This is a genomic window from Saccharopolyspora erythraea NRRL 2338 (genome assembly GCF_000062885.1).
Taxonomy (GTDB): domain Bacteria; phylum Actinomycetota; class Actinomycetes; order Mycobacteriales; family Pseudonocardiaceae; genus Saccharopolyspora_D; species Saccharopolyspora_D erythraea.
In genome coordinates, this window is sequence record NC_009142.1 from 150584 (window position 1) to 177487 (window position 26904).

The 26904-nt window shown below is 72.4% G+C and carries 25 protein-coding genes; 15 read left to right on the forward strand and 10 right to left on the reverse strand.

Annotation, left to right across the window (positions count from 1 at the left end; all coding sequences use genetic code 11):
* Positions 1 to 464 precede the first annotated feature (464 nt).
* Together SACE_RS00585 and SACE_RS00590 are read left to right on the forward strand one after the other, a co-directional pair.
* Positions 465 to 812 (forward strand): rhodanese-like domain-containing protein, encoded by a 348-nt coding sequence (locus SACE_RS00585; RefSeq protein WP_009949289.1) that lies wholly within the window; start codon positions 465 to 467, stop codon positions 810 to 812.
* A gap of 29 nt (positions 813 to 841) precedes the next feature.
* Positions 842 to 1717 (forward strand): DUF4328 domain-containing protein, encoded by an 876-nt coding sequence (locus SACE_RS00590; RefSeq protein ID WP_009949288.1) that lies wholly within the window; start codon positions 842 to 844, stop codon positions 1715 to 1717.
* Positions 1718 to 1721: 4 nt separating this feature from the next.
* Here SACE_RS00590 and SACE_RS00595 read toward each other — a convergent pair whose 3' ends face one another.
* Positions 1722 to 2879, reverse strand: coding sequence for a cytochrome P450 (locus SACE_RS00595; protein ID WP_009949287.1), 1158 nt, complete (start codon positions 2877 to 2879; stop codon positions 1722 to 1724).
* Between the two features lie 59 nt (positions 2880 to 2938).
* Here SACE_RS00595 and SACE_RS00600 point away from each other — a divergent pair, with 59 nt between their 5' ends.
* From SACE_RS00600 to SACE_RS35715, 4 genes are all read left to right on the forward strand, one after another.
* Positions 2939 to 3703, forward strand: a complete 765-nt coding sequence (locus SACE_RS00600) for a glycerophosphodiester phosphodiesterase (RefSeq protein WP_009949286.1) — start codon at positions 2939 to 2941, stop codon at positions 3701 to 3703.
* 54 nt (positions 3704 to 3757) lie between these two features.
* Positions 3758 to 4705 (forward strand): DUF5926 family protein, encoded by a 948-nt coding sequence (locus tag SACE_RS00605; protein ID WP_009949285.1) that lies wholly within the window; start codon positions 3758 to 3760, stop codon positions 4703 to 4705.
* A 124-nt stretch (positions 4706 to 4829) separates the two neighbouring features.
* Positions 4830 to 5411 carry a SigE family RNA polymerase sigma factor gene (locus SACE_RS00610; protein ID WP_011872951.1) on the forward strand — a complete coding sequence of 194 codons (582 nt, stop codon included), beginning with the start codon at positions 4830 to 4832 and terminating at the stop codon, positions 5409 to 5411.
* The gene (locus SACE_RS35715; RefSeq protein WP_011872952.1) at positions 5411 to 5908 is read left to right on the forward strand and encodes a hypothetical protein; all 498 of its coding nucleotides are present in this window, start codon (positions 5411 to 5413) and stop codon (positions 5906 to 5908) included. Before SACE_RS00610 ends, SACE_RS35715 begins: the two co-directional genes overlap by 1 nt.
* Before the next feature lie 51 nt (positions 5909 to 5959).
* On the opposite strand, the gene SACE_RS00620 is transcribed toward SACE_RS35715, so the two are convergent.
* The 3 genes from SACE_RS00620 to SACE_RS00630 all read right to left on the reverse strand — a co-directional run bounded on the left by SACE_RS00620 (position 5960) and on the right by SACE_RS00630 (position 8969).
* Positions 5960 to 6520 (reverse strand): ferritin, encoded by a 561-nt coding sequence (locus tag SACE_RS00620; protein ID WP_009949282.1) that lies wholly within the window; start codon positions 6518 to 6520, stop codon positions 5960 to 5962.
* A 323-nt stretch (positions 6521 to 6843) separates the two neighbouring features.
* Positions 6844 to 8025 carry an arginine deiminase gene (locus SACE_RS00625; RefSeq protein ID WP_009949280.1) on the reverse strand — a complete coding sequence of 394 codons (1182 nt, stop codon included), beginning with the start codon at positions 8023 to 8025 and terminating at the stop codon, positions 6844 to 6846.
* A 131-nt stretch (positions 8026 to 8156) separates the two neighbouring features.
* Positions 8157 to 8969 (reverse strand): CPBP family intramembrane glutamic endopeptidase, encoded by an 813-nt coding sequence (locus tag SACE_RS00630; RefSeq protein ID WP_011872953.1) that lies wholly within the window; start codon positions 8967 to 8969, stop codon positions 8157 to 8159.
* Between the two features lie 154 nt (positions 8970 to 9123).
* Between SACE_RS00630 and SACE_RS00635 the strand changes: the two genes are divergently transcribed.
* A complete protein-coding gene (locus tag SACE_RS00635; RefSeq protein WP_231849894.1) occupies positions 9124 to 9480 on the forward strand; it encodes a hypothetical protein in 357 nt (118 codons plus the stop codon).
* Between the two features lie 81 nt (positions 9481 to 9561).
* Here the strand turns inward: SACE_RS00635 and SACE_RS00640 are convergent, their stop codons facing one another.
* Positions 9562 to 10341, reverse strand: coding sequence for a DUF2470 domain-containing protein (locus tag SACE_RS00640; RefSeq protein ID WP_009949277.1), 780 nt, complete (start codon positions 10339 to 10341; stop codon positions 9562 to 9564).
* 557 nt (positions 10342 to 10898) lie between these two features.
* Here SACE_RS00640 and SACE_RS00645 point away from each other — a divergent pair.
* Genes SACE_RS00645 through SACE_RS00655 form a run of 3 tightly spaced genes read left to right on the forward strand, consistent with a single transcriptional unit; the run spans position 10899 to position 13658 of the window.
* Positions 10899 to 11765 (forward strand): hypothetical protein, encoded by an 867-nt coding sequence (locus SACE_RS00645; RefSeq protein WP_170108593.1) that lies wholly within the window; start codon positions 10899 to 10901, stop codon positions 11763 to 11765.
* Positions 11762 to 12967, forward strand: a complete 1206-nt coding sequence (locus tag SACE_RS00650; RefSeq protein WP_009949274.1) for a fumarylacetoacetate hydrolase family protein — start codon at positions 11762 to 11764, stop codon at positions 12965 to 12967. The genes SACE_RS00645 and SACE_RS00650 overlap by 4 nt, the downstream gene beginning before the upstream one ends.
* 4 nt (positions 12968 to 12971) lie before the next feature.
* A complete protein-coding gene (locus SACE_RS00655; protein WP_009949273.1) occupies positions 12972 to 13658 on the forward strand; it encodes an IclR family transcriptional regulator in 687 nt (228 codons plus the stop codon).
* Positions 13659 to 13705: 47 nt separating this feature from the next.
* On the opposite strand, the gene SACE_RS00660 is transcribed toward SACE_RS00655, so the two are convergent.
* From SACE_RS00660 to SACE_RS00675, 4 genes are read right to left on the reverse strand one after another with little or no spacing between them, the layout of a single operon-like run.
* Positions 13706 to 14905 (reverse strand): hypothetical protein, encoded by a 1200-nt coding sequence (locus tag SACE_RS00660; protein WP_009949272.1) that lies wholly within the window; start codon positions 14903 to 14905, stop codon positions 13706 to 13708.
* On the reverse strand, positions 14902 to 15627 hold the full coding sequence (locus SACE_RS00665) for an ABC transporter ATP-binding protein (protein WP_009949270.1): 726 nt from the start codon (positions 15625 to 15627) through the stop codon (positions 14902 to 14904). Before SACE_RS00665 ends, SACE_RS00660 begins: the two co-directional genes overlap by 4 nt.
* Positions 15628 to 15632: 5 nt before the next feature.
* A complete protein-coding gene (locus SACE_RS00670) occupies positions 15633 to 16439 on the reverse strand; it encodes an anti-sigma factor family protein (protein ID WP_009949269.1) in 807 nt (268 codons plus the stop codon).
* Positions 16436 to 16975: an RNA polymerase sigma factor gene (locus SACE_RS00675; protein WP_372491226.1), complete on the reverse strand. Its 540-nt coding sequence runs from the start codon at positions 16973 to 16975 to the stop codon at positions 16436 to 16438. Before SACE_RS00675 ends, SACE_RS00670 begins: the two co-directional genes overlap by 4 nt.
* Positions 16976 to 17364: 389 nt before the next feature.
* On the opposite strand from SACE_RS00675, the gene SACE_RS00680 reads away from it, so the two are divergent.
* The 5 genes from SACE_RS00680 (at position 17365) to SACE_RS00700 (ending at position 26262) form a co-directional block, all read left to right on the forward strand.
* The gene (locus tag SACE_RS00680) at positions 17365 to 18900 is read left to right on the forward strand and encodes a cytochrome ubiquinol oxidase subunit I (RefSeq protein ID WP_009949267.1); all 1536 of its coding nucleotides are present in this window, start codon (positions 17365 to 17367) and stop codon (positions 18898 to 18900) included.
* A gap of 12 nt (positions 18901 to 18912) precedes the next feature.
* The gene (gene cydB, locus SACE_RS00685) at positions 18913 to 19923 is read left to right on the forward strand and encodes a cytochrome d ubiquinol oxidase subunit II (RefSeq protein WP_009949265.1); all 1011 of its coding nucleotides are present in this window, start codon (positions 18913 to 18915) and stop codon (positions 19921 to 19923) included.
* Positions 19920 to 23192: a thiol reductant ABC exporter subunit CydD gene (gene cydD, locus SACE_RS00690; protein WP_011872954.1), complete on the forward strand. Its 3273-nt coding sequence runs from the start codon at positions 19920 to 19922 to the stop codon at positions 23190 to 23192. Before cydB ends, cydD begins: the two co-directional genes overlap by 4 nt.
* Positions 23193 to 23654: 462 nt before the next feature.
* Complete coding sequence (locus SACE_RS00695; RefSeq protein ID WP_009944983.1) at positions 23655 to 24803, forward strand: GAF domain-containing sensor histidine kinase; 1149 nt, start codon at positions 23655 to 23657, stop codon at positions 24801 to 24803.
* A gap of 1231 nt (positions 24804 to 26034) precedes the next feature.
* A complete protein-coding gene (locus tag SACE_RS00700) occupies positions 26035 to 26262 on the forward strand; it encodes a LapA family protein (protein WP_009944981.1) in 228 nt (75 codons plus the stop codon).
* Here the strand turns inward: SACE_RS00700 and SACE_RS00705 are convergent.
* Entirely contained in the window at positions 26259 to 26900 is a 642-nt protein-coding gene (locus tag SACE_RS00705; RefSeq protein WP_029621489.1) for a response regulator, read from the reverse strand. The genes SACE_RS00700 and SACE_RS00705 overlap by 4 nt on opposite strands.
* Positions 26901 to 26904: the final 4 nt, after the last annotated feature.

Consider the following 26904-nt stretch of genomic DNA (forward strand, 5'->3'; position numbering starts at 1 on the left):
GGCCCGTCCGGCGCACGCCGGGCGGGCCCTCGTACGTCTCAGGCCGCTACCAGCGCGTCGTCGCGCACGGTGAAGTGCAGTTCGAGCATGTCGCTGTCGGCCTTGATCGGGGAGTTCTCCGCCAGCAGTTCCAGGACGCGGGGGTCCGTCATGCGTACGAAGCCTGCGAATCGGGGTGCTCCGGCTTCGGTGCTGAGGGCCAGATGACCCCAGCCGCTTCCTTGCTGCCAGCGGAGAATTGCGTGACGAAACACGTATTCCTTTCTTTCTGTGCGAGACGGGGGACTGATTCGGACGGGAAAACTGTGGCACGTTTCGCTCACCAACCTTCGGCGCGAAACCGGAATTGAACCTGAAAGCGTGAGCAACCAATCCGTGGTCACTGTGAGCGACGATCGGCCGGGCGCCGGAGCCTCACGCGGGCACCACGGCGGGCGTGGCAGCATCGGGGTGTGACTACACCGATGGACGGCCAGGTCCCCGGCGTGCAGCCGGAGGACCTGCCCGAGAACCTGCCAGGCGAAGGCACCGCGCTGCTCGACGTCCGGGAGCACAACGAGTGGGCCGCCGGCCACGCCCCCGGCGCGGTGCACATCCCGATGAGCCAGATCCCCTCCCGGTTGGGGGACGTGCCAGAGGCCGACCAGCTCTACGTCGTCTGCCGGTCCGGCGGCCGTTCCGCGAAGGTCACCGCATACCTCAACGCCAACGGCTGGGACGCGGTCAACGTGGAGCGCGGCATGAACGGCTGGGCGGCCTCCGGGCGTCCGCTGACCGGTGAGGATCCCGACTCCGAGCCGTTCGTGCTGTGACCCGGCCGCCGGTGTCGAGGGTGCGGTGGGTGGCGACCCCGCCGGGTGGCGCGCGCCCGCGCGCCGTCCGGCGCCAGGCGCGCCCCTACGCCGGTCCGCCCGCCTACCCGGCGGTGCCGCGCTGGGGGTTCCCGGCGCTGGCCTGGCGGTGGCCGCTGGCGCTGCCCACCGGGCCCGCCGTCGACCCGGTGCGGCGGGTGGCCGCACTGTATGCGACGGCCACCTCGACGCTGTGGATCATCGCGGGCATGGGCGGTCTGACCGCCGTCGCCGAGCTCTGGCGCTACGTCCTGCTGCTGCGCAGCCGCGGTGAGGCGCTGCCCGCGACGACCCTGGCGGTCTCCGATGCGCTGGTCGTCACGACCGGCGTGCTGACCCTGGTCCTCGGTGCGCTCGCCGGAGTGGTCGTCGTCCTGTGGGCGCTGCGGGCGCGCGAGGCCGCGACCGAGCGGATCGGTGTGCGCAGCGCGCGTTCCGACGCCCAGTTCGTGCTGGGCGTGCTGGTTCCCGGCCTGAACCTGGTCGTGGCTGGCTCGTCGCTGAGCGAACTGGAGCACGCCGTCCTGGTCGGGGAGGGCGCCCGCGAGCGGGGTGCCCGTCCGCGCCCGTCGCGGCTGGTCCTGGTGTGGTGGGCGGCCTGGGTGGCGAGCCTGCTGCTCGGCTGGACCGCCTTCCTGTGGGGATTCCGCAGCGGCACACAGGCGCTGGCCGACGGCGTCGTGCTGCACGTGTGGACCAACATCGCGGTGGTGGTGCTCGCGGTGGTCACCATCCGGGTCGTCCGGTACCTGACGACGTTGCTCGTCCCGGCGGACCCGACCGAACTGCCGCACCTGCGCGTGCTCGGCCTCCGCGACGCTCCGGCACCCCCGCGGCCGCCCCGGCCCGCGGACGCCCAGCGCTGAGCCGTCAAACCGAGACGGGCAGTTCCCGCAGACCGCGGATGACGAACTCCGGGCGCCGCACCGGTTCGCCCGCCTGCTCCAGTCGCGGCGCCAGCCGCACCAGTGCCGACAGCGCGGCGGCGGCCTCCACCCGCGCGAGCGGCGCGCCGAGGCAGTAATGGATGCCGGCGCCGAAACCGAGGTGCGGGTTCGGCTGCCGCCCGACGTCGAGCACGTCCGGCGACTCGAACACCTCCGGGTCGCGCGCCGCCGCGCCGAGCAGCGCGGCGATCTTCGACCCCGCCGCCACGCGGTGCCCGGCGACCACGACGTCCTCGACCGCGGTGCGCTCGAAGAGCTGCAGCGGCGAGTCGTAGCGGATCAGCTCCTCGACGGCGGTCGGAACCAGGCCGGGGTCGTCGACGAGCCGCCGCCACTGGCCGGGGTGGCGCAGCAGCGCGAGCACCCCGTTGGCCACCAGGTTGACGCTGGCCTCGTGGCCGGCCATGAGCAGCAGCACCGCGGTGCCGACGACCTCGTCCGCGCTTAGCTCCTCGGCGGCCACCAGGTCGCTGACCATGTCGTCGGCCGGGGCCGAGCGCCGCCGGTCGGCCAGCGCGCGCATGTACTCGGCGAACTCCGCCGCGGCCGACTCCGCCGCCGCGCGCCTGCGTTCGGGCAGGCCCGGCTCGTACATCTTCACGATCGCGTTCGACCACGGCCGCAACAGGTTCCGGTCGGACTCGGGCACCCCCAGCAGCTCCGCGATCACCTGCACCGGCAGCGGCGCGGCGACCTCCTCGACGACGTCTCCGCCGCCGCGCTCGACGAGGCCGCCGACCAGCGCGTCGGCCAGTCCGGCGACCCACGGCCGCACCCGCTCGACGTGGCCGCGCGCGAAGGCCGCGCTGATGCTGCGGCGCAGCCGGGTGTGCTCAGCCCCCTCGGTCTCCAGCAGCGAGGTGCGGTGCAGCAGGTTGAAGGCGGGGAAGTCCGCGGCGGGCTGCGCGTCCACCCAGATCCGGCCGAGCCCGCGGTGCCGCAGCACCTCGGAGGCGGCGGCGTGGGAAACGGCGACCGCCATCCCGAGCCCCGGGTGCCGGTGCACCTCGCCCCGTCGGCGCAGCTCGGCGAAGCACGGGTAGGGGTCGGCGACGAAGGCCGGATCGGCGGTGTCGAACATCGATCGAGACTAGCCACGCCGCGCGGTCCCCGGACAGATCTCGCGCGCATAATGTCGGCGTGTGCCAGGCGACCCCGGCAGTCGTTGCGCACCGGGGGGCGTCGGCGCAACGCGCCGAGCACACCCTCGGTGCCTACGAACTGGCCCTCGAACAGGGCGCCGACGCGCTCGAATGCGACGTGCGGGTCAGCCGCGACGGCCACCTGGTGTGCGTGCACGACCGGCGCATCGACCGCACGTCCAACGGTCGCGGCGTGGTCAGCGAGCTGACCGTGCCGATGATGTCGGGCCTGGACTTCAGCGGCTGGCGCAACCCCTCCGGCGAGCGCGGGGTGCTGACGCTGGAAATGCTGCTGGAGCTGGTCGCGGGCACCTCGGTGAAGCTGTTCGTCGAGACCAAGCATCCGGTGCGCTACGCCGGGCTGGTGGAGGCCAAGCTCGTCGCGCTGCTGGCCCGGCACGGCCTGGCCGCACCGCGGGACGCGGAGTCCTCGCAGGTGGTCATGATGTCGTTCTCGTCCAATGCCGTGCGCCGCGTCCGCCAGACGGCGCCGCGGTTGCCGACGGTGCTGCTGTTCGACCGGATGCCCAACGGCCGCCGGTCCGGTGAACTGCCGTCGTGGGCCGACTGCGCGGGTCCGGACATCCGGCTGCTGCGGCAGGACCCCGGCTACGTCGCCCGCGCCGCCGAACGCGGCCACCCCACCTACTGCTGGACGGTCGACGAGCCCGCCGACATCGAGCTGTGCCGGCGCGCCGGGGTCCGCTACATCGCCACCAACCGGCCGGGCTCAACCCGCTCCTACCTGGTTGACCAGCGCTGACCTCGCTTCGATAGCGTCGTAACCACAGTCACAGCGAGCGAGGAGACGTCCAAAGTGGCCAAGCGTACCGCCGAACCGAGGCCCGAAAGCGGCATCAGCCCGCGCCAACCCTGCCCGTGCGGCTCCGGCAAGCGCTACAAGGCCTGCCACGGCCGCGCCGGGGGCGCCGCCGACGTCATCGTGACCAGGCCCTTCGAGGGGCTGGCCGCCGAGTGCGAGCTGGTCGCGCTGCGCGAGTTCGTCCCGTCGGCGACGGCGAAGCTGCCGGTGCGGGAGGGCCGCGAGGTCACCCTCGCCACCGTCCTGCCGATGGCGGCCGCCGCGCTGATGCGTGTCGACGAGAAGGCGTTCGTCGGGCTCCAGGTGCAGACCCGTTCCGGTGACATCAGCCGCGACCTCGCGCGGGCCCTGGAGTGGGTGCAGTCGGCCGAGGCGGGCACCTCGCTGCCGGTCGTCGGTCCGGAGACCGCCGAGGCGGGCACCGTCCCGAACCGGTTGCAGGACCTCGTCGACGTCGACGCGAAGCTCGACGTCGAGCTGCACGACGACTTCTCGTGGTGGATCCCGGGCGACACCGAGCCGACCGGCGAGGTCGCGCTGTCGCTGGAGCGGGCCAACGCCGCGATCATGCCGACCGAGCGGCTCAACGCCGAGGGCGTCGAGTCGGCCTACTGGGTCGACGCCGGCGAGAAGGCCCACCTGCGGTGGGTGCGCCCGGAGCCGGAGGAGAAGCTGCTGGCCGCGCTCGCGCGGCTGTCGGCGCGCGGTGAGCTGGCGCTCGGCGAGGACAGCCGGTACGCGGGGTCGTTCCGGGCGCACGGCCTGCTGGTGCCGGTCTGGGACCTCGACCGCGAGAAGCACGCCCGCGAGTGGGAGCAGCCCGCGGCCGAGCTCGGCACCCGGCTCGCCGAGGCCCTGGAGTCGCTGGACTCCGAGCCGCTCAACGCCGCCGAGCGGCGGTCCCGGGACGGTCTGCGCGGCAGGCAGATCACCGTCCGCTGAGTCACGGTTCGGCGGCGATCACCCCCACATTGCTCCGATCGAGTGACGAAGGGGGGCCGCGGCAACCGATCATGGTGGACGGACGTGTCCTCCACGGCGAGTCCCGGCGTGGAGGGAGTGGAGTGTGACCGCGCACCTGCCTGCTGCACCCGCATCCGCCGCGGAGGCGGCACGCAGCTGGCCTGGGCGCGCGCATCAGGGGGACATGGCGGCGACGGAAGACGACTTCGCGGAGTTCGTCCGGGTAGCTCTACCTGGGCTGATGCGTTACGGCCACGCGCTGACCGGCAACCCGCACGACGCGGCCGACCTGGTCCAGACCGTCCTGGAGAAGGTCGGCGCGCGGTGGGCGAAGGTGAGCCAGAACTGCGACGACCCGCGCGCCTACGTGCGCAAGGCGATGGCCAACACCCACGTCAGCCGCTGGCGCCGCACCCGGCGCGAGACGCTGATCGCGGAGTTCCCGGACGTCCCCGCCCAGCCGAGGCACGACCGGCTGGAGGACGAGCCGGTGTGGCAGGCGTTGCAGACGCTGCCGCCGAGGCAACGCGCGGTGGTGGTGCTGCGTTTCTACGAAGGGCTTTCCGAGGCCGAGATCGCCGACACGCTCGGGGTGAGCTGCGGAACGGTCAAGAGCCAGAACAGCAAGGCGATGGCCACGCTGCGCAAGCGCCTCGGACCGCTGGTTGAGGGAGGTGACGTGTGATGGGCCTCGAGGACGAACTGCGGCGGGTGCTGCGGGACGACAAGCTCGACATCCCGGTTCGGACCGGGGCCGAGTGGTCGCTGGTGGCCGGTGCGCGTCGCCGCAGGAAGCGCAACACCGCGGTGGCCGCGGTCGGCGGAGCGCTGGCCGCGACGGTGCTGGTGGGCGGTGGCGTCGCGGCGATGAGCTACGAGAAGCGGCCGGTGCCGCCCGCGGTGCCGCCGGTGGTCACCAGCACGACCAGCCCGAGCGGGTCGAGCGGCTCGTCGCCGCCGCCGCAGGTCGATCCGCACCACCCGTGGTCGCCGCCGGAGAGCTCGCACGTGACGCCGAGCCCGCAGACCAGCGAGCGGCCGTCGATCCTGCGCGACACCTTGCCGCCCACGACCTCCGAGCCGCCGTCGACCTCGGAGCCGGAAAACCCGCCGACGACGTCGCGGCCGTCGTCGGAGTCCGGGGAGAACCCGTCGCAGGACGAGTCCGGTCCGGGAGGCTGAGCGCGGGCTCAGTCCCGGACCGGGTGCGCGGCAGGGCCTGACCTGGCGGGGTCAGAGCGTGCCGCCCGCGGCCGGCGGCGCACCGGAGTCGGCGCCCTCGTCGCCCACGGTCTCGCGCGCCAGGAAGGTCTCGACGTCGAACAGGTTGCCGTTCGAGCGGTCCACCACGTTGAGCAGCGTCGACATCTGGGAGACCTCTTCGACCTGCTCCTTGAGGAACCACTGCATGAACTGCTCGCCGAGGTAGTCGCCCTCCTCGCGGGCGGTCTTGGCCAGGTTCACGATCTCCTGGGTGACCTCGCGCTCCTGCTCCAGGGCCAGCGCCACGAGCTCGCGGGTCTCGGAGAAGTCGTTGCGGACGTCGGGCACGCCCGGGATGTTCGGCTTGATGTTGTTGTCCATGAGGTACTGGACGATCATCATCGCGTGGTTGCGCTCTTCCAGCGCCTGCTTGTAGAAGTGCGACGCCAGCCTGGGCAGGTCCTCGTTGTCGAACCACACCGCGACCGCGATGTACTGCTGCGAGGCGGTGAACTCGTTGTGCACCTGCTCCTGCAGCAACTGGTGGAACTTCGATTCCCTGCGCTCAATCTTCTTCGCGGTGATAGCCATGCGGCCAATATACTCTGGAATCAGTCAAGACGCATTTATCAGGGTCGCCTACAATTGTTTCGGCTTGCCTTATATAGGTTTTGTTCACCTTATTTCGGTTAGGCAAACCTCAGGCTTGTCGCGGCTGGATATCCGCTGGTCACAGCCGCCGCAGGTGAATATTGATCACGTTCTGTGCGGCATGGGCCACCGTTCGAATGGCCTGGCGGGGCGGGGGCGTTCCGAATTCCCGGTCCCGCTGTGTTCTCGGCAATAGTTCCCGCGCCGGGCCGCGGTTCCGGAAAAGAGGAACCGCGGCTCCTGGCGAACGGTTGCGCACGTGCTCAGAGCACTTCGCGAATGATGGGGCAGGACATGCACCGGGGGCCGCCGCGGCCGGAGCCGAGCTCGGAGCCGCTGATGCGCAGCACCTCGATCCCGGCCTCCTCCAGGCGGGCATTGGTCTCCGCGTTGCGCTCGTAGGCGACGACGACGCCGGGGGCGACGGCGAGGGTGTTGTTGCCGTCCTCCCACTGCTCCCGCTCGGCGGTCACCGGGTCGAGCCCGGTGTCGATGACGCGCAGGTGGTCGATCTCCATCGCCTCGGCCGCCGCGGTGAGGAACGGCTGCGGTCCGGACACGTCGATCCCGCCGTCGCGGGGGCGCAGCGAGAACGCGGTCAGCGAGTCCTGGATCGCCGGGTACATGACCACGGCGTCGCGGTCGACCATCGTGCACACGGTGTCCAGGTGCATCGACGCGCGCTGCTGCGTTATCGGCACGGCGAGCACGGTGTGGGCGAGGTCGTCGGCGAACACCGACCGCGCGAACGACTCCGCCCCGGCGGGCGTGGTGCGCTCGCCGACGCCGATGGCCACCACGCCAGGGGAGAGCAGCAGGACGTCGCCGCCCTCGACCGGCGCGGAGTGCGCGCCGTACGCGCGGGCGCAGTGCGAGAACCGCGGGTGGTAGGCGTAGACGAGGTCGGTCAGCGCCGACTCGCGCCGCCGCGCGGGCATCGCCAGCGCCGCGATGGCCACCCGGTCGCCAACCCACGCCGACGAGTCGCGGGTGAACAGCAGGTTCGGCAGCGGCTCGATGGCGAAGTCGTGCGGGTGGTGCATGCGGCGCACCAGCGACTGGCCCTCCGACGCGGGCAGCTCCTCGAAGGTCATCCCGGCGATGAGCACCTCGGCCAGCGCAGGGGCGTCCGCGCTGGACAGGTGCGAGCGCAGGGTGTCGGCGATGTCGGTGCCGACCTTGAGCTCGTCGACGCCGGAGTGCACCGCCGCGGCGCGGGCGCGGGTGTCGGTCAGCGTCTCGGCGAGCAGCTCGTGCAGCAGCAGCACCTCCACGCCCCGGCCCCGCAGCGTCTCGGCGAAGGCGTCGTGCTCCTCCTGGGCGCGGTCCACCCACGGGATCGCGTCGAACAGGAGCTGATCGTTGTTGCGCGGCGTGAGCCGCTTGAGCTCGTTGCCCGGACGGTGCAGGAGCACCGTGTGCAGCGGGCCGACCTCGCTCTGCACGTGTGGTTCGCTCACGGCCCGAAGCCTAGCTCTGACGATCGGAAACGCCAGTGTTCGAAGGCGAATTCGATCGAACGTTAAGTGTCGAAGCGCGTTGAGCGGCTATTCGTTGCGTACGGTTTTCGGTCGGATCAGGGCAGCCAGCCCACCCGGCCGCGCAGCGCGGCGTAGCCGACGAACGCCACGACGTCGATCAGCGCGTGGCCGGCGACCAGCGGCCAGATCCGGCCGGTGCGCTGCCACGCCCTGCCGTAGACCAGGCCCATCACCACGTTGCCGACGAACCCGCCGAAGCCCTGGTAGAGGTGGTAGGCCCCGCGCAGCACCGACGAGGCCCAGAGCGCCCGGTTCTCGCCCCAGCCGAGCTGGCGCAGCCGGGTCAGCAGGTAGGCGATCATCAGGACCTCTTCGGCGAAGGAGTTGCCGAAGGCGGCCAGCACGAGAACCGGCGCCCGCCACCACGCTTCGTCCAAAGTGGACGGCTGCACGGTGAGGCTCAGCCCGAGCGCGTGCGCGACGAGGTACAGGCCCAGGCCCGGCACGCCGATCAGGGCGGCCAGGCCGACGCCGCCGAGCGCGTCGCGCAGCGGGCGGGAGCGGTCCAGGCCGACGCTGCGCAGCGCGATCCCGCCCCGCCACAGCAGGTAGACCCCGAGCGCGCCCCACGCGCACAGGCGCAGGACGCCGGCGAGCTGCTGCGCCATGTCCAGCAGGCCGAGCTCCGCGCGGGGGACGTTGATCGCGACGGCCTGGTCGGCCAGCGGCTCCGGGCGCATCAGCGCGTCCAGCAGCGAGAGCAGGCTCTGCAGCGCGGAGAGGCCGAGCGTCACCGCGAAGACGATGAGGAGCTCGATGACGAGTGCCCTGCGCTCGGCCGGGTCGGTGATCACTTCCGGGGTGCCGGGACGACCCGGGGCCAACCATGCGCGCAGCTTGCCACTCACCTCGCGGACCCTACCCGGGGCTCCGGCGTCGGCCGACGCCCAGCGGTGGGGGGAGAACTGGCAAAACTGTGGAAGTGGCGGAGGGAACGAGTCCCGCGCGGTTCCCGTCCGATTTGCGGCACCCCTGCAACGGCGAGCCGTCGTGAGGAGCGGAATGGACGGGTATCGAGTGTTCCTGTGGGGGTGGACCGACAGTCGTCTGATCGCCCGGACGCTGGAGTCGTTGCGCCCCTTCGACACCCTGGACGGGCCGGTCGGGCCCGCCGAGCTGGTCGGCATGCGCGACGGCGTGCTGGTGGAGGTGACCAGGGAAGGCGCGGACGCCACGCGGGTGCGGTTCGTCGACGCGGGCGGCCCGGCCGACGCGTGGACCGCCGCGCACTCGTTCCTCTGGGTGGTCACCCGCAGGCTGCCGGTGGAGGAGGCGCTGCTCCTCGGTGACGACACCGAGCCGCTGCACTACCGGGAGGGCCGCATCCGGACCGTGCCGACCTCCGGCGAACGGTACTGAAGCGCAGGGCCTGGCCCCTTGCGCGGCCGTGCCGGTCGCGGGCCAAGCGGCTGCGCCGATTCGAAGACCGAAGGCAGGGCGTCAGCCCTGGCGCTGCTGGGCGAGGAACGGGCAGCCCACGAGCCGGCGCAGCTCGACGCCGAGGTGTTCGGCGTCGGTGACCGTCCGGGAGAACGCCAGCCGGACGTCGTGGTCGCCGTCGGCGGACTCCACTCGCAGCCGCAGGCCGTACTTGTCCAGCCCCAGCGGCCGGATGTGCCCGCCGCGCAGGCGCTCCGGCAGGTGGCGGGCGAGCAGGCCGACGACGTCGCGGTGCGACAGCTCGAGGTGCCGCAGCCAGCCGTCCTCCATCAGGCAGAACGGGTCGGGGCTCGCGGCCAGGAAGTCCTCGGGTTGCACCGAGGCGGTGCCTTCGGCGTCGGCGAGCACCATCGACGCCGACTCCAGCCGCAGCACGCTCGCGCCGTGCCCGGCGTCGAGCAGACGGGAGTCCGGCCGCTGCTCGGCGACCCGGACGACCTCGGCGCGCGCCTGCTCCGGCTCCAGCACGCGCAGCCAGCCGGTGAGCCACAGCAGGCCGCGCACCGGCTCGCGGAGCCGGACCGGCGTCGGGTCGGCCACCTCCAGCATCGCGGTCAGCTCGCCGCGCGGGGCCTGCCAGGCCGACGCGATGAGGGGGTGTTCGTCGGCCAGCAGCACGGTCGCGGCGCCGTCCGGGTGCACGTGGTGCAGGAGAGGCGCGATCCGCGCCGAGTTCTCGCCGGAGGGCATCAGCACCCCCTTGCCGCCGCGTCTGGCGATCGTCCTGGCCCGTTCCGCCGGGCTCGGCAGCGCCGGTCGGCGGGTCGTCTTCTCGCCCACTGCTCACCTCCAACTTAGGTAACCCTAACTTAGATGACCTGCGGGTGGAAGTCGACTTCTCCGCCAGGAGGTGAGAACCGTGTCCGGCGGAGCCGGTACGGCGTGCGGACGCACCACGCGGCTGGTCACCCCGATGACGCACGGCGGGCGCCGGTCGGACGCCGGATTCGGCGAGAACCACCCGATCGGAGTGATCTCGGGTGCGGGAGCGGCCAGCGGGCGGGCCGAGCGGTGGACGGACTTTCGCGCGAGGCGGGCGGTCGGCCGCGACCCCGCGGGCGAGGAGCAGTGCGTCCCATGCGAACGCGGGCCGCTGGGGCCGCCGCTCGGCGGTGCGAGCCGCGTCCGGTGCGACCAGCGGCGCTACCCGTGTGCCGACCCTGCGCGCGGGCCCGCGCCACAGGCACGTGACAATGGGGTGTTGTGGCCCCCACCGGCGCTTTGCGGCGTTCCGGTGAACGGTCTTCCACCCGACCGTAGTGCCGAATTGGTCCCTATGGGCGTTCGTTTATCGGGCACCTTTGTTCACTGGCCGGTACGGCATTAGCGTGTCAGCCGTGTCAAGCGCTGTTGAGCTTCGCGCGCCCGGTCCGCGCGGCATCCCGCCCCTGTTCGCCCGACTGGTCGATGACGCAGCACTGTTCCCACCGGGCAGCGCACCGGTGCCGCAGGCGGTCGTCGACCACCTCGCGGCGCGGAGCGGTCCGTACGCCGGCGTGATGGGCCCGATGCTGTGCCAGGCGTCCCGGCTGGCCGAACTGATCACCGAGCTGGCCAAGGCCAAGCCCGCCGAGCCGGTGGCGCTGTCGCTGGTCTGCGACACCGGTCTCGGCGGGGTGCCGAAGGCGCTGTCGATCATCGAGGGCAGGCAGGAGCTGCTCGCGCTGCGGATGGTGGAGATGCCCGCGCCGTCCGACGTCGACGACATCTGGCTGGAACGGGTCTCGGAGTTCGTGCCCGAGGACATCGTCCGCGTGGTCGAGCCCCGCCGCGGCGCCAACGGCTGGCTCGACGGCATCAAACGGGTCGCCGAGCACGGCTGCTGGCCGAAGCTGCGCTGCGGCGGCCAGACCGCGGAGTCGTTCCCGTCGGTCGAGGTCGTCTCCGACTTCCTCGCGGTGGCCAGCACGCTCGGCGTCCCGTTCAAGGTCACCGCGGGCGTGCACAGCGCGGTCCGCCGGACCGACCCGGAGACCGGCTTCACCCACCACGGCTTCCTCAACCTGCTGGTCGCCACCGCGCGCTCGCTGTCGGGCAAGAATGTGCGCGAAGCCCTGGGCAGCACCGACGACGCCGGGCTCGCCGACGAGGCGCGCTCGCTGTCCGACGACGCGGCCAGGGCGGTGCGCGACGTCTTCGCCTCCTACGGCTCTGCCTCGCTGACCGATCCGGTCACCGACCTCGAAGGATTGGAACTGCTGTGAGCTGGATCGAGGATCCCGAGTTCGCGCTCGACAAGCCCTTCGGGCCCCAGACGCTGCCCTACGGCGTGCTGGTGACCTCCGCGGGTCCGGTCGTGTCGGTGCGGGTCGGCAGGCACGCGCTCCCGCTGCGGCGGATCGCGGGCTCGCTCGGCCCCCGGCTGCCGGAGCTGGTCGACGGCGACTCGCTGGATCCTCTGCTCGCGGCCGGCCGGGAGAGCTGGAGGGAGCTGCGCGAGCGGCTGACCGAGATCGTCACCGCCGGGAGCGCTCCGCCCGGCGCGGAGCTGCTGCGCACCGACTGGCACACGCTCGTGCTGCCCTTCCGGGTCGCCGACTACGTCGACTTCTACTCCTCCCGGCACCACGCCGAGAACGTCGGGCACATCTTCCGGCGGGGCTCGTCGCCGCTGCTGGAGAACTGGACGCACCTGCCGGTCGCCTACCACGGCCGCGCCGGGACGGTGTACGTCTCGGGCACCGACGTGCACCGCCCCTGCGGTCAGCGCAAGGCGCCGGGCGACCTGCAGCCCGCGTTCGGCCCGACGCGGCGGCTGGACTTCGAGGCCGAGGTGGGTTTCGTCTGCGGCGGTGAACCGTCCGGACGAGTGGCGACCTCCGACATCCAGGAGCACGTGTTCGGCGTCGGGCTGGTCAACGACTGGTCCGCGCGCGACATCCAGGCCTGGGAGTACCAGCCGCTGGGGCCGTTCCTGTCGAAGTCCTTCGCCACCTCGCTGGCGGGCTGGATCACGCCGCTGGAGGCGTTCTCGCACGCCCGCGTGCCCACGCCGGTGCCCGAGCACGGGCTGCAGTCCTACCTGGTGGAGTCCGAGCCGTGGGGGCTCGACCTGAGCCTGGAGATCCGGTGCAACGACACCGTGCTCTCCCGGCCGAGGTTCGCCGACATGGCGTGGTCGCCCGCGCAGCAGCTCGCGCACATGACCGTCAACGGCGCACCCGTGCGGCCGGGCGACCTGTTCGCCTCGGGCACCGTGTCCGGGCCCGAGCGCGGGCAGCGCGGCTGCCTGCTGGAGCTGACCTGGGGCGGGGCCGAACCGGTCAGCCTCGAAGACGGCGAGCAGCGGACCTTCCTGCAGGACGGCGACCGGGTGACACTCGGTGGCACGGCCCCCGGCCCGGACGGTTCGGTGGTCGGACTCGGCGAGGTGACCGGAACCGTCCTCGCCGTGGCCCGGAGGTGACTCGATGGCCTTCACACCAGAGCCGACCCGTTCGCCGGTGACCCGCGCGCCCGGCGACGCCCCGGCCAAGGAGAGCTCGCTGACGCTGGAGCGCGGCCTCAACCTGCTCCAGGCGGTCGCCGACGCCGAGAGCGAGGCGCCCACGATCAGCGACCTGGCCGCGGCCATCGGCGTCAGCCGCGCCGCGGTGTACCGGCTGCTCGGGCCGCTGCAGAACCGCGGTCTGGTGCGCCGCGAGGGTTCGAAGGTGCGGCTCGGGCTCGGGGTGCTGTGGCTGGCCGGGCGGGTGCTTCCGCAGCTGCGCGTCGCGTCGCTGCCCGCGCTGCGCGGACTGGCCGAGCAGGTCGGCGCGACGGTGCACCTGACGGTCGCCGACGGCGGCGAGGCGCAGGCGGTCGCGGTGGTCGAGCCGTCGTGGACGAACTACCACGTGTCGTACCGGGTCGGCACCAGGCATCCGGTGCACCGGGGAGCGGCCGGCCGCGCGGTGGACCTGCCGCCGGGCGGCCCGCGCTGGGTCAGCAGCACCGGCGAGCTCCAGTCCGGCGCCTTCGGCGTGGCCGCGCCCGTGCGCGGCGTGCCGGGGCTGCGGGCGAGCGTGGGGATCGTGGCGCTCGTGCCGGTGTCACCGGAGGAGATCGGCCCGCTGGTGCTGGAGACCGCCGAGGCCGTGGCCGCGGCGCTGAAGTGAGGGACCGCCGCGGAGCGCGAGACGCGGTCCGCGGCGGCCGGCTCGTCCTACTCGCCCACCAACTCGTGCATGGCGGGGGTGTCGCAGCTTTCCAGGGCCGCGTAGTACCTGACCACCCAGTCCCGGTCGCGAACGGGAACGCCGGAGATGAGGCCTTCGGTGCCCGGGATGCCTTCGAGCAGCCAACGGGCAGCGGCGGACGAGCCTTCGGAGAAGGGCTGTCCCGGACAGCGGTAGTTGGCACTGGCCAGCCAGTAGGCCAGCGCCCGGCGTTCGTCCGCGGGGTCGGCGAGGGTTCCTGCGGGCGTCGATTCGTGCAGCGTCGTGCCCTCCGCGCCGCCGTAGGTGATCTGCGCCGGTGCGCCGGGAACACCCCGGATCTTGTCGAGCATCGGTCGCGCGAGGCCCGCCAGTTCCGGGTAGAGGTGTTCCTGGTACCGAGGCCCGCAAACGGTGGCGCCGTTGGTGACGCACACCTGTTCCTCGGCGACCGCTTCGGTGGTCCAGTGCTGGGGCAGCGCCATGAGCGACGTCGCCGCCGCCACCGCGAGCGCGGCGGGCACCAGCGCCAGGATCCTGCGCCGCAGCGAGGCGACCGCCAGGAACGTCAGCGCCAGCCCGGAGAACCACGCGGTGTGCAGCGCGTTGGTGGTAGCCGCGTAGCCGGTGCCGCCCAGCCACGAATTCCCCGCCACGGGCCCCAGCCACTCGAGCCCGCCCGACACGGACGACTGCGTCCACAGCATCCCGAGTCCGGTCACCATGCCGGTCACCGGCGTCATCAGACGCCACGGCACGAAGTGGCCGACCAGCATCCCGAACGCGGCCGACGCCCCGAGAACCGGTACGCAGGCCAGCAACGTCGCGACCCAGCCGAGGCCGATGTAGGTGGCCACGGGAAGGACGAAAGCGCCGCCGGTGAGCCACCCGGCCAGCAGCCCGAGGCAGGCGCCCGCGGTCAGCGCCAGCCACGATGCGGTGAACGGCTGCCAGCGCGGACGCGGTGCGATCGTCAGCAGCTCCGAGGTCTGCCGCCGGTGCTGCCGGCCCACCGCCCACGTCCCGGCCATCGCCACCAGCGGGCACGAGAGCAGGAGGCTTCCCCGGACGCCCATCGCCAGGCCGTTCCAGTTGCCCGCCCAGTCCGGGTTGGTGAACAGCACACCCGCGGTGGCGGCCAGCACGACCAGCGCGAGCGGGCCGCCGGCGCCCCGGACGAGTTCGGTGCGGATGATCCGGCCGGTCATGCCGCCTCCTCCCGGGCCGAGGACAGCACCGCCCGGTAGCCGGCTTCGAGATCGCCGTCCGCGGCGAGTTCGGCCGGGGTGCCTTCGAAGACCGGACGACCCGCGTCGAGCACCCACATCCGGTCGCACGCCTTCGCCACGTCCTCCACGAGGTGGCTGCTGACGATCACGCACGACTGCCGGCCGAGCTCGGCCAGCAGCTGCCGGAACTCCATCCGCTGCTCGGGGTCGAGACCGGTGGCCGGCTCGTCGAGCAGCAGCACGGGCGGTTCGCCGACGATGGCCTGCGCGATGCCGACGCGGCGCCGCATGCCGCCGGAGAGCCGCCGGATCTTCTCGTCGGCGCGGTCGGCGAGTCCGACGCGCTCCAGCGCGCGCGGCACGGCGTCGGGCAGCCCGGCGGCGGGAACCTCCTTCAGCCACGCGAAGTGCTCGACGAACTCGCGCGCGGTGAACCTCGGGTAGTAGCCGAGTTCCTGCGGGAGGTAGCCGAGCCGGCGACGGATCTCGCGAGGGTCGGAAGCGGCGTCGAGCCGGCGACCCAGGACCTCGGCCGAGCCGCTGGTCGGCGTGATCAGCGTGGCCAGGACGCGGACCAGCGTCGACTTGCCCGCGCCGTTGGGTCCGAGCAGTCCGTTGACGCCGACGTCGAAGCGGGCGGTGACACCGGCGAGCGCGTGGCGCGCTCGGTACCTGACGGTCAAGTCCTCGATCTGGATCAAGGCTTTCAACTCCTGGAATCGTGGAACGTGGTGCGGTGGAGGAAGAGCACGAACGCCGACACCGCGATGAGCGCCGACCAGAGCAGCGGCAGCGGCCGGTCGAGGACGACCGGAACCCGGTCGGCCAGCAGCGGCCCGACCGCGACCACCAGCCAGCCCACGGCGATCGCCGTGGCCGCCGCTTCGATCCGCAGCAGCGAGCCGAGCGCCAGCGTCATCGCGGTGAGCGCCAGGCACGGCAGCAACCACGCGGTGGCCGTCACCCGGCCGGTGACGGTGCCGACCAGGACGGTGGCCGGAACGGTGGTCAGCAGGACCGAGAGCGTGCGCCAGAGGACCAGGCGCAGGCCGCCGGACGCGGTGCTCGCGGTGATCTCGTAGGCGGGGTCGCCGAGCCTGCCGAAGCACAGCGCCACGCCGAGCACGGGCAGGGCGGGGGCCACGAGCAGCAAGGCCGAACCGTGCTCGGACCACCACGGGCCGACCCCGCCGCCCGGGCCGCCGAGCAGGTCGGCCGCGACCGCGCCCGCCAACGTGGCGAGCACGGTGAACAGCCACGCACCGCGCACCGCGGGAGCGGCGTTGAGCAGCACTCGCAGCCGGCGCCAGCGGCTCGGACGGGGTGGCTGCGGGGGTAGAGCGGTCAGACCGGTGCGCACCTGCTGGACCAGCGGATCGTCCAGAGCGGACTCGTTGACCAGTCGCCGGCAGTCCGTGCAGTCGAGCAGGTGGTCCTCGATCGCGTCGGCGTCGGTGAGCGCGCCCTCGGCGTAGGCACGCAGGGTCGACGCGGGGAAGTGCTGGTGCGTCATGCGAGTGCCTCCCTGAGGATGTGGCGGGCTTTGCGGGCGCGGGTCTTGACGGTTCCTTCCGGGATGCCGAGCAGCGCCGCGGTCTCCCGGACCGTCATGCCGTCGAGGACGGTCGCCTTCAGCACCGCGTGCAGTTCGGGAGGCAGCCGGTGCACCGCGTCGGCCAGCTCCGGGCTGAGCGTCGAACGCATGTACTCCGCTTCGGCCGACGCCGAGGTGAGCGCCGACTCGTGGGGCTCACCGGTGGTCCGGACCCGCGCCTGGCGACGGCGGTGCGCGTCGACCAGCCTGCTGGACGCGACGGTCCACAGCCACGCCGCGGCGTTCTTGCGGGGGTCGAACCCGCCTGCCGAGCGCCACACGGTCAGGAAGCACTCCTGGAGCACCTCGGCGGCCAGCTCCGGGTCCTCGCAGCGGCGGCGCAACCGCGCCGCGATCCAGCCCGCGTTGCGCTGGTAGAGCTGGTCGAAGGCGGAGCGGTTGCCGCGCGCCACTTTCCGGAGCAACCGCTCGTCGCTCAGTTCTCGATCGCGCACGACACTCCTGACGCACGGGACCGCGGAACGGTTTTCCGGATCGCCTACCCGCTGTCGAGGACGGTGACCGTGCCGGTGCGCGCGAAGGCCGGGAGGATGCCGGAGTGGAGGTGCGCATGGGTGTTCCCTTCGAGCCGTCCCGGCGGTTCTTGCCGGGATCTGCCAGGGAATACGCATCCCGTGCCGCGGCGGTTTCCAGGCCGGCGCCGCGACGGATTTCCCGCCGGGACCTTCCGCTGTTGCGGGTTGGTTGGTACAACAACTGGGGCCGATGCGCGGCGCTCCCGCGAGCGCGGGACCTTGGTCCCGGTCCGCACGGGACTCTCGGCCCGGGTGGCAGGACCCCTGACCCTGCGAATCCACGCGCGCGACCCGGCAGTGTGTAGGGCGTGGACCTGCTCGACATCGCACGCTGGCAGTTCGGCATCACGACCGTCTACCACTTCCTGATGGTGCCGTTGACCATCGGGCTTTCCATCCTGGTCGCGGGGATGCAGACGGCGTGGTACCGCACCGGTGACCGTCGGTACCTCAAGATGACCAAGTTCTGGGGCAAGTTGATGCTGATCAACTTCGCCATGGGCGTGGTCACCGGCATCGTCCAGGAGTTCCAGTTCGGCATGTCCTGGAGCGCCTACTCGCGGTTCGTCGGCGACGTCTTCGGCGCTCCGCTGGCGATGGAGGGCCTGGTCGCGTTCTTCGTCGAGTCCACCTTCCTGGGGTTGTGGATCTTCGGCTGGGACCGGCTGTCCAAGGGCGTGCACCTGGCGTGCGCGTGGGCGTTCTCGCTGGCCACCGTCGCGTCGGCGTATTTCATCCTGGCCGCCAACTCGTGGATGCAACACCCGGTGGGCATCGTGTTCACCGACGGCAGGCCGCGGCTGGACTCGATCTGGGCGGTGCTGACCAACAACACCGTGCTGGCGGCGTTCCCGCACACCGTGTTCGGCTGCTTCGCCGTGGCCGGCGCCTTCCTGGTCGGCATCTCGGCCTGGCAGATCTGGAAGCACCACCGCGACACCGTCGGCAAGAACCCCGGCCTGGAGCGCCGCACCGAAGAGCAGAACGAGGACCGCAAGGTCTGGCACGGCTCGCTGCGGCTCGGCGCGTGGGTCGGCGTGATCGCCTTCGCGGGACTGGCGATTTCCGGTGACCTGCAGGCGAAGCTGATGTTCGAGCAGCAGCCGATGAAGATGGCCTCCGCCGAGGCGCTGTGCCACACCGAGCAGCCCGCCGGCTTCTCGATCTTCGCGATCGGCGACGTCGGCCAGTCCAACTGCGAGGACGTCAAGAGCCTCACGGTGCCCTACCTGCTGTCGTACCTGGCCAACGGCGACCTCCACAGCGAGGTCAGGGGCGTGCAGCAGCTCATCGGCGAGTACCAGGCCGCATACGGCTCGCACTACCCGGACGACCCGAGGCTCGGCCCCTACGCGGGCAAGCCCGTCGACTACGTGCCGAACCTGCCGGTCACCTACTGGGGCTTCCGGTTCATGATCGGCTTCGGGGCGGTCGCCGCCGCCGGCGCGGTCGTGGTGCTGTGGCTGACCCGCAAGGGCCGGTACCCGAAGTGGCGCTGGTGGACGCCGCTGGCCGTGCTCAGCATCGCCACCCCGTACCTGGGCAACAGCTTCGGCTGGATCTTCACCGAGATGGGCAGGCAGCCGTTCGTGGTGGCGCCCAACCCGAACCCGTCCGGTGTCGACGGCGTGTTCATGTACACCGCGACGGCGGTGTCCTCCGGCGTGACACCGGGCGAGATGCTGACCTCGCTGATCGGCCTGACCTCGATCTACGGCGTGCTGGCGGTCGTCGAGATCTTCCTGATCGTGCGCTACGTGCGCGGCGGCATCGCGGGTGTGCTGCCACCGGAACCGCCGGAGGGGAAGAAGGAGTCCGATGAAGCCCTGTCGTTCGCGTACTGAGGGGAGCGACTGATGGATCTGCCCACGGTCTGGTTCTGCCTGATCGCTCTGCTGTGGCTGGGCTACCTGTTCCTGGAGGGCTTCGACTTCGGCGTCGGCATGCTGCTGCCGTTCCTCGGACGCGAGGAGTCCGAGCGGCGCGTCATGATCAACACGATCGGGCCGGTGTGGGACGGCAACGAGGTGTGGCTGATCGTCGCGGCGGGCGCGACGTTCGCCGCCTTCCCCGGCTGGTACGCCTCGCTGCTGAGCACCGCCTACCTGCCGTTCCTGGTGCTGCTGCTGGCGCTCATCGGGCGCGGGGTGGCCTTCGAGTACCGCGGAAAGGTGGACAGCGACCGCTGGCGGCGCGGCTGGGACACCGTGATCGTGCTGGCGTCGTGGATCTCGCCGCTGGTCGTCGGCCTGGTGCTCTCGGCCAACGTCTTCGGCCTGCCGCTGGACGCCAACGGCGACCGGGTGGGCGGCCTGCTCGGGATCTTCTCGCTGCCGAGCGTGGTCGGCGCGCTGGCGGTGTGCGGGTTCGCCCTCCTGCACGGCGCGTTCTTCGTGACGCTGAAGACAGAGGGAGACCTGCGGGTGCGGGCCCGCAAGTTCGCGCTGCGGCTCGGCGTCCCGCTGCTGCTGCCGGTCACCGCGCTGGTGCTGATCGCGCAGTTCACCCAGGGCACCGCGTGGACGTGGGTGCCGCTGGTGATCGCGGTGCTTGCCGCTGCGGCCGGGTTCCTGCGCCTGCGCGGCTGGCGTGACGGGCAGGCGTTCGCGTTGCAGGGCGTCGCGCTGGCCGCCGTCGTCGTCGGCCTGTTCGGCACGTTGTGGCCGAACGTGCTGCCGTCCACTCTGGACCCGGCGTGGTCGCTGTCGGTCGCCGGAACCGCGTCGAGCCCCTACACGCTGGCGGTCATCACGTGGGTAGCGGCGTTCGGCACCCCGGCGGTGCTGGTCTACCAGGGCTGGACCTACTGGGTGTTCCGCAAGCGGATCGGCACCAAGCACATCCCGAAGGTGCACGCGCCCTCATGAGCCCGAACGGAGCGCTGCCGAAGCTGTCGCGGTCCGCGCGTCGCGCGCTGGTCGCGGCGGGCGCCCTGGCGCTGGGCAACGCGGTCGCGCTGATCGTGCAGGCGTGGGCGCTGGCGACCGCGCTGGCGGCGGTGGTGACCACCGGGACCACCGCGATCGGCGACGAGCTGGTGGTGCTCGCCGGCGCGGTCGTCGCGCGGGCCGCGTTCGGCTGGGCGACCGAGGCGGTCTCGGCGCGGGCGGCCGCCGGGGCGAAGGAGGAGCTGCGGGCGGCCCTGCTCGACTCCGCGCTGCGGCGCGGACCGGAGTGGGTCCGGCGACGCGGGCCCGCCGAGCTGACCGCGCTGGCGACCAAGGGCCTGGACGCGCTGGACGCCTACTTCACCAAGTACCTGCCCGCGCTGGTCACGGCCGGTGTGGTGCCGCTGCTGGTGGGCGCGTGGATCCTGTTCTCCGACTGGGTCTCGGCGCTGGCGATCGTGATCACGGTGCCGCTGATCCCGCTGTTCGCGTGGCTGGTCGGCCGCTACACCGAGCGCCGGACGGCTCGCGCCGCCGACGCGGTGCAACGACTTTCCGGCCAACTGCTGGAGCTGATCCGCGCGCTGCCGGTGCTCACCGCGTTCGGGCGGGCGAGGGCGCAGGGCGAGGTCGTTCGCAGGGTCGGTGAAACCCACCGCCGCACGACCGGGGCGACGCTTCGCATCGCGTTCCTCTCCGCGCTGGTGCTGGAGCTGTTCTCGTCGCTGTCGGTCGCGCTGGTCGCGGTGGGCATCGGCCTGCGCCTGGTGTCGGGTGATCTCGACCTGGCGACCGGGTTGCTGGTGCTCGTGCTGGCGCCGGAGTGCTACCTGCCGTTGCGCGCGGCGGGCGCGGCCCACCACGCCAGCGAGGACGGTGTCGAGGCGGTCCGGCGGGTCGAGGAAGTCGTGGAAGGCAGCGGTGACGCGCGACCGGGTCGCTCATCGCTCCCGGACGAGTTCACCGTGCGGGTCTCGGGTCTGCGCGTCGCGCGGCGCGACGGCTACGCGCCGGACGGGCTCGCTTTCACGGCCAGGCCGGGGGAGGTCCTGCGGCTGGAGGGTTTCGGCGGCATCGGCCCGAGCGGCAGCGGCAAGTCGACCACCTTCGCCGCTCTGCTCGGCTTCGCCTCCCCGGAGAGCGGCGGCATCACCTGCGGGGGCGTCGACATCGCCGACCTGGACCCGCGCGAGTGGCGGCGGCTGCTCGCCTGGGTGCCGCAGCGGCCGGTTTTCACCGGCGGCACCGTTCTCGACGAACTCCGCCTGGCCGTGGCCGACTCCGACGTCACCGTCGACCGCGCGCTCGCGGAGTCGGTGCTCGCCGACGTCGCAGGTGCGCACCTGGTCGACCGCCGGATCGACGAGCTGTCCACCGGCGAACGCCAGCGGGTCGCCGTGGCACGCGCGCTGCTGCGGCTGCACGGCGGCGCGCGGGTGCTGCTGCTCGACGAACCGACGGCGCATCTGGACGCCGCGACGGCCCACCGCGTCGACTCCGCCGTCCGCGCGGCGGCCGACCGCGGCACCACCGTCATCCTCGCCAGCCACCGCCCCCGGGCCGAGGCCGAAGAGGCGGCCTCCGCCGAGGTCTCCCGGCCGCACGCGGCGATCGACCTGCCGGAGGCACGTGGCCGGATCCGCGAGCTGCTCAGCCCGCGGACGCTGACCGGCGTGGCCCTGGGCGGGCTGTCGCTGCTGTCCGGGCTCGCGCTGGCCGCGACCTCGGCGTGGCTGATCGCCCGCGCCTCCCAGCAGCCGCCGGTCCTCATGCTCTCGGTCGCCGTGGTCGGCGTGCGCACCTTCGCGCTCTCCCGCGCGGCGCTGCGCTACCTCGAACGGCTCGTCACGCACGACGCCGCCTTCCGCCTCTCCGGCCGGCTCCGCTGCCGGCTCTGGGACGCGCTGGTGCGCATCGGACCGGTCCGCAGCGCCGGACTGCGGCGCGGCGACGGCGTCGCGCGGCTCGTGGACGACGTCGACGCCGTCCGCGACCTGGTGCCGCGCGTGCTCGTACCACCGCTGATCGCGCTGGTCGTCGCCATCGGCGCGGTCGCGATCCAGACCGCCGTGCTCCCCGCCGCCGGTGCGCTGCTCGCGGGCTGCCTGCTCGTGGCGGGCATCGCCGGGCCCGTCGCCGCGGTGCTGGCCGACCGCCGGGCGACCACGGTCGCGGCGCGCGGCCGCCGCCGGGTCGCGGCGCAGGTGCTCGAGCTCCTCGACGGCGCGGCGGAACTGCTGGCCTTCGGCGCGGACCGGCAGCGCCGCGCCCGGCTCGCCGACGAGGACGCGCGGCTGGCCGCGCGGGCCCGCCGCGCCGCCTTCGGCGCGGGCAGCGCCACCGCGGTCGTCACCCTGCTGGTGGGCGCGGCGGTGCTCGGAGGCGCGTGGCTCGGGGCGCAGGCGGTGGCCGGAGGCCGCCTGGCGCCCGAGCTGGCGCCGCTGCTGGCGCTGGTGCCGCTCGCGGCGGCGGAAGCCGTCGCGCTGCTGCCGCCGGCGGCGCAGCAGTGGCGCTCGCTGCGCGAAGCGCAGGCGCGCGTCGCGCCGCTGCTGGCGGCGGAGGAGCCCACCGGAGGGGTCGCCCCGGTGGCGGACGAGGACATCGCGCTCACCGGCGTCCGCGTGCGTTGGCCGGGGTCGGAGGAGCCCGCGCTGCGCGACGTGGACCTCCGGGTTCCCGCCGGCGCGCACGTCGCCGTCGTCGGTCCGTCCGGCGGTGGGAAGTCGACGTTGCTGGCGCTGCTGCTCGGCTTCCTGCGCGCCGAGCGTGGTGAGGTGCGCGCCCCGGCGGCGGTCTCGTGGTGCCCGCAGGACGCGCAACTGGTGTCGACGACCATCCGGGAGAACCTGCGGGTCGCCGCGCCCCGCGCGACCGACGACGAACTGGCGGAGGCGCTGCGGCTGGCGGGGCTCCCCGGCTGGGGGCTCGACCACCTGGTGGAGTCCGGCGGCGCCGCGCTCTCCGGCGGCGAGGCGCAGCGCGTCGCCCTCGCGCGGGCGCTGCTCGCCAGCGACGCGGAGGTGGTGCTCCTCGACGAGCCGACCGCGCATCTGGACGTGCCGACGTCCGAGGCGCTGCTGGAGCGGCTGCACGAAGCCCTCCGCGGCCGGACCGTCGTGCACGTGACGCACCGATGGGCCGAGACCGACCACGCCGACATCGTGCTGCGGGTCGAAGGCGGCGAGGTCACCGTGCTCCGCGACGCTTCCGCCCGGCCGGGAGCCGGCAGGGCGGTGGTAGGGGCGTGAGCCCCGCGTCGCGTTCTTACGCGGCCGGAGTGCGCCGCGGCATGCGCTTCGCGCGCGGTAGGGGCCTTGGGTGCGCCGTGTCGGCGAGGTCGGCGGCGGACGCCGACGTCTCGCGGCCATGGTCCGGAACCGCCGTGCCGCCCGTGCAGGAAGCCGCGGCGCGGCCGGGACCAGGCGCGATGCCGCTGCCTGTGCGGCGTGCCGCCTCACGTCCGGAACCATGTGCCGCGTCGCGACCCGGGTCCGGCACAGTGCCGCTGGCTCCGCGGCATGCCGTCACCACACCGGAGCCGCCTGCCGCGTCGTGGCCCGGCACCGCCCCACAGCCGACACCACCCGCCCGCTCGGGACCGCGGCGCTCCCCCTCCCCACCGCCGCCACGGGGTGGCGGCTGTGACCTTCACCCGATCCCGCTGTCGAATCGATCCAGGCCCTACCAGGAGATATAGCCTCGTGGATGTCATGGACTCGACCCTTGCCAGGCAGATGCTCGCGGCGTCGACGGAGATCACCACCGTCGCGTTGTCGGCCGAGGACCCGGAGACCGTCCTGCCGATGGTCGTCCGCAAGGCCGCCGCGCTCGCCGAAGCCGACCTGTGCCTGGTGATGGTCCGGGGCGACGACGGCAGGCTCACCGTCGAGGCCGCCTACGGCGGTCCGTCCTCGACCGTGCCGCTGGCCGACCCGGTCGGCGCGGTGCTGTCCACCCGCTCGGCGGCCGCCCGCGTCGCCCGCAGCGGCGTGGCCGTCGTCGTCGACGACGTCATCGACGACCCCATCACCGCGCCGTACGTGCCCGCCGCGCTGCGGGTCTACGGCCCGTTCGCGGCGGCGCCGTTCGGTACCCGCGAGCGGCGCCTGGGCGCGCTGGCGGTCTACCGCAGGCGCGGCGCCAGCACGTTCACCAGGGTCGCGGTCGACGTGCTGACCGCGTTCGCCGCGCAGGCGGGCATGGCGCTGGTACTCGCCGAGGGCTCGACCGCGCGCCAGCGCATCGCCGTCTACCAGGAGCGCGAGCGCATCGCCCGCGACCTGCACGACGTGATCGTGCAGCGGCTGTACGCGGCGGGCGTGCAGCTGGAGGTCCTGGAGCGGCGGCTCGACGGCAGGCTCGACACCCCCGACGCCAGGCGGCTGGCCGAGACGATGGACCAGATCGACCAGACGATCGCCGAGGTCCGGGCCACCGTGCGGACGCTGACCTCGGCCGATCCGGGCACCCCGGCGCAGGCGCCGGACCTCGCCGAGTCGATGCGCTCGGAGGTCCGCATCGCCGGTGAGCTGCTGGGCAGGCCGCCGAAGCTGGACATCGAGGGCGACCTCTCCGACGTGCCGGTCGCGGTGGCCGACCACGCCCGCGCCGCGCTGCGCGAGGCGCTGTCGAACGTGGTCCGCCACTCCGGGGCGCGCAGCGTCCTGGTCCGCGTCCGCCGCACGCCCTACGGCCTGCTGCTCCAGGTCGTCGACGACGGCTGCGGCGTGCCCCGCGACGTCTCCAAGCGCGGCCTGCGCAACCTGGAGGAGCGCGCCACGGCGGCCGGGGGCCGCTGTGTGATCACCTCGTCCCCGGACAGCGGCACCACGGTCACCTGGGAAGTGCCGCTGGGCTGAGCGCTTCCGGGGCCTTCTGCCCTGGAAAGACGCGGGTGTGGCGGATGCCGGTGGACCAGTCCGTCCGGTATTCCCTTGGTGACATCGACGAGTTTGCGGTAGAAGTCCAGCGCATGTAGCGGTGCGCGGCAAAACCGCCGGGCCGCTGAACGGATTTGGTAATCGTAGGCCCGCGTGCGGAAGCCGGCTTGGTTCGCTTACACCATTCCGGCCGGATCAGCCATCGCCTTCTCCAGTGGCTCATAGTGGTATTGGGCAATGAACTGTGCGTACCTGGACAGTGTGCGGCCGCTGTCGAACAGCACGTCCATATGGTGGTTGGGGGTTCGCGTGGTCGTACGAGTCGGCCGGGGACTCCCGAAGCGCCGTGGAGCAAGGAATTCGTTTGCGCTGAACCCGGCTGCGTAGTGCCGGCTTGGCAAGCCTGCCGAAGTAGTGCGGCGGCACGATGTGTCGTCTTTACGTGGCTAGTCCCACTTTTGACGTAGCCGGTGGCGATTGTCCGCTGTCGGCTCCGTCCGGTCCGGTACCGCGGGGAACGCCCGCGAGGTGCTCCCTGGCCGCGGCAGCGGTGGAGAGAAGTAGGGGCATCTTTGGCTGCCCGAGTTGCTCTTGCGGCTCCTTTGGCCGCTTCCTTATGCTGCTCGACACGAGACGGTATTGGTGGAGAACGGCGGTGCTCACCAGTCTCATGGCCGCTTGCTCGAAGCGGGGAGTTTCAAGCTCGTTGCTTCGAGCAAGTGGGGAATGTGGAACCGGCGATAGCGGGGCAAAATATCGCTGGCGAATGTATTCATGGCGATGGCCGGGTGGGCTTTTTGCCTGGGTTCGGCCATTGTGGTTGGCCATGGAGATCACGACTTGGCCCTGCCGTCCTTCCTGGGACGGCAGGGCCAGGTTTCTTTTTCTGGGGACAGGGATGAGTGGGGCGCACGGGGGGATAGGGCGCGCCCCACTCAAAAGCCCAAGCCGTTCTCAGGGGGTAGGTCGATCGGCTTGCGCATGTACGTACGGTAGCGCATGCATCGCAGTCCGCGACGGTCTGCGGGTATTTCTCCCCTGCTTTTCGGGGCGAAAGGGCAATTGAAACGACTCGCCGCAAGGAACCTTTCATGGCAAGGCACTACGGTCACCTGTGAAGTGCCGCTGGGCTGCCGCTTCCGGGGCCTTCTGCCCTGGGAAGACGCGGCGTGAGCGCGCATACTGGGCCCAAGAGCGGCTAGGAGCCCTCATGGTCAAGCAGAACCGGCCGGAGAAGCGGTCCCGCGGGGTGTCTCCGCGGGTGGTGACGGGGCTCGTGCTCGTCGCGCTCGCGGTGGTCTTCATCCTGGAGAACCGGCACGTCGTCGACATCAGGGTCTTCGTGCCGGTCGTGACCATGCCGCTGTGGACCGCGCTCGTCGCGGTCATGCTCGTCGGCATCGTCGTCGGCCTGCTACTCAACCGCCAGAAGCGCTAGGTGTGGCTCTGCCGCCGCGCCACCCACGCCGCGGCCTGCGTGCGGCGCTCCATGCCGAGTTTGGCCAGCACCGCCGTGACGTAGTTCTTGACCGTCTTCTCCGCCAGGAACAGCCGCTCTGCGATCTGCCGGTTGGTCAGGCCCTCGCCGATCAGCTCCAGCACCTTGCGCTCGCGCTCGGTGAGCGCGTCGAGCTCGTCCGGGACGGGGCTGGTGGACTGGCGCAGGCGGTCAAGCACCCGCGCGGTGGTGACCGGGTCGAGCAGCGAACGGCCCGCGGCCACCTCCCGCACGGCGTTGACCAGGTCCTGCCCGCGCACCTGTTTGAGCAGGTAGCCCGACGCGCCGGCGTTGATCGCGCCGACCAGCGCCTGCTCGTCGTCGAACGCGGTCAGCACCAGGCAGTAGGGGGCGGGGTCGAGGGCGCGCAGCCGACGGCACAGCTCCAGGCCGTCTCCGTCGGGGAGCCGCATGTCCACGACCGCGACGTCCGGTTCGACGCTGCGGGCGCGGACCAGCGCCTCGTCGACCCCGCCCGCCTCGGCGACGATCTCGACGTCGTCCTCGGTGTCCAGCAGGTCGCGCAGGCCGCGGCGAACGACCTCGTGATCATCGACAAGCAGTACCCGCACTGGCACGGGC

What these genes read in the sequence shown, in the direction of transcription:
- SACE_RS00660 (WP_009949272.1), bottom strand. Translation starts at nt 14,905, where the DNA reads ATGACCGGCCGGATCATCCGCACCGAACTCGTCCGGGGCGCCGGCGGC.
- SACE_RS00695 (WP_009944983.1), top strand. Translation starts at nt 23,655, where the DNA reads ATGGACTCGACCCTTGCCAGGCAGATGCTCGCGGCGTCGACGGAGATC.
- SACE_RS00655 (WP_009949273.1), top strand. Translation starts at nt 12,972, where the DNA reads ATGGCCTTCACACCAGAGCCGACCCGTTCGCCGGTGACCCGCGCGCCC.
- cydB (WP_009949265.1), top strand. Translation starts at nt 18,913, where the DNA reads ATGGATCTGCCCACGGTCTGGTTCTGCCTGATCGCTCTGCTGTGGCTG.
- SACE_RS00620 (WP_009949282.1), bottom strand. Translation starts at nt 6,520, where the DNA reads ATGGCTATCACCGCGAAGAAGATTGAGCGCAGGGAATCGAAGTTCCAC.
- SACE_RS00595 (WP_009949287.1), bottom strand. Translation starts at nt 2,879, where the DNA reads ATGTTCGACACCGCCGATCCGGCCTTCGTCGCCGACCCCTACCCGTGC.
- SACE_RS00635 (WP_231849894.1), top strand. Translation starts at nt 9,124, where the DNA reads ATGGACGGGTATCGAGTGTTCCTGTGGGGGTGGACCGACAGTCGTCTG.
- SACE_RS00700 (WP_009944981.1), top strand. Translation starts at nt 26,035, where the DNA reads ATGGTCAAGCAGAACCGGCCGGAGAAGCGGTCCCGCGGGGTGTCTCCG.
- cydD (WP_011872954.1), top strand. Translation starts at nt 19,920, where the DNA reads ATGAGCCCGAACGGAGCGCTGCCGAAGCTGTCGCGGTCCGCGCGTCGC.
- SACE_RS00670 (WP_009949269.1), bottom strand. Translation starts at nt 16,439, where the DNA reads ATGACGCACCAGCACTTCCCCGCGTCGACCCTGCGTGCCTACGCCGAG.
- SACE_RS35715 (WP_011872952.1), top strand. Translation starts at nt 5,411, where the DNA reads ATGGGCCTCGAGGACGAACTGCGGCGGGTGCTGCGGGACGACAAGCTC.
- SACE_RS00585 (WP_009949289.1), top strand. Translation starts at nt 465, where the DNA reads ATGGACGGCCAGGTCCCCGGCGTGCAGCCGGAGGACCTGCCCGAGAAC.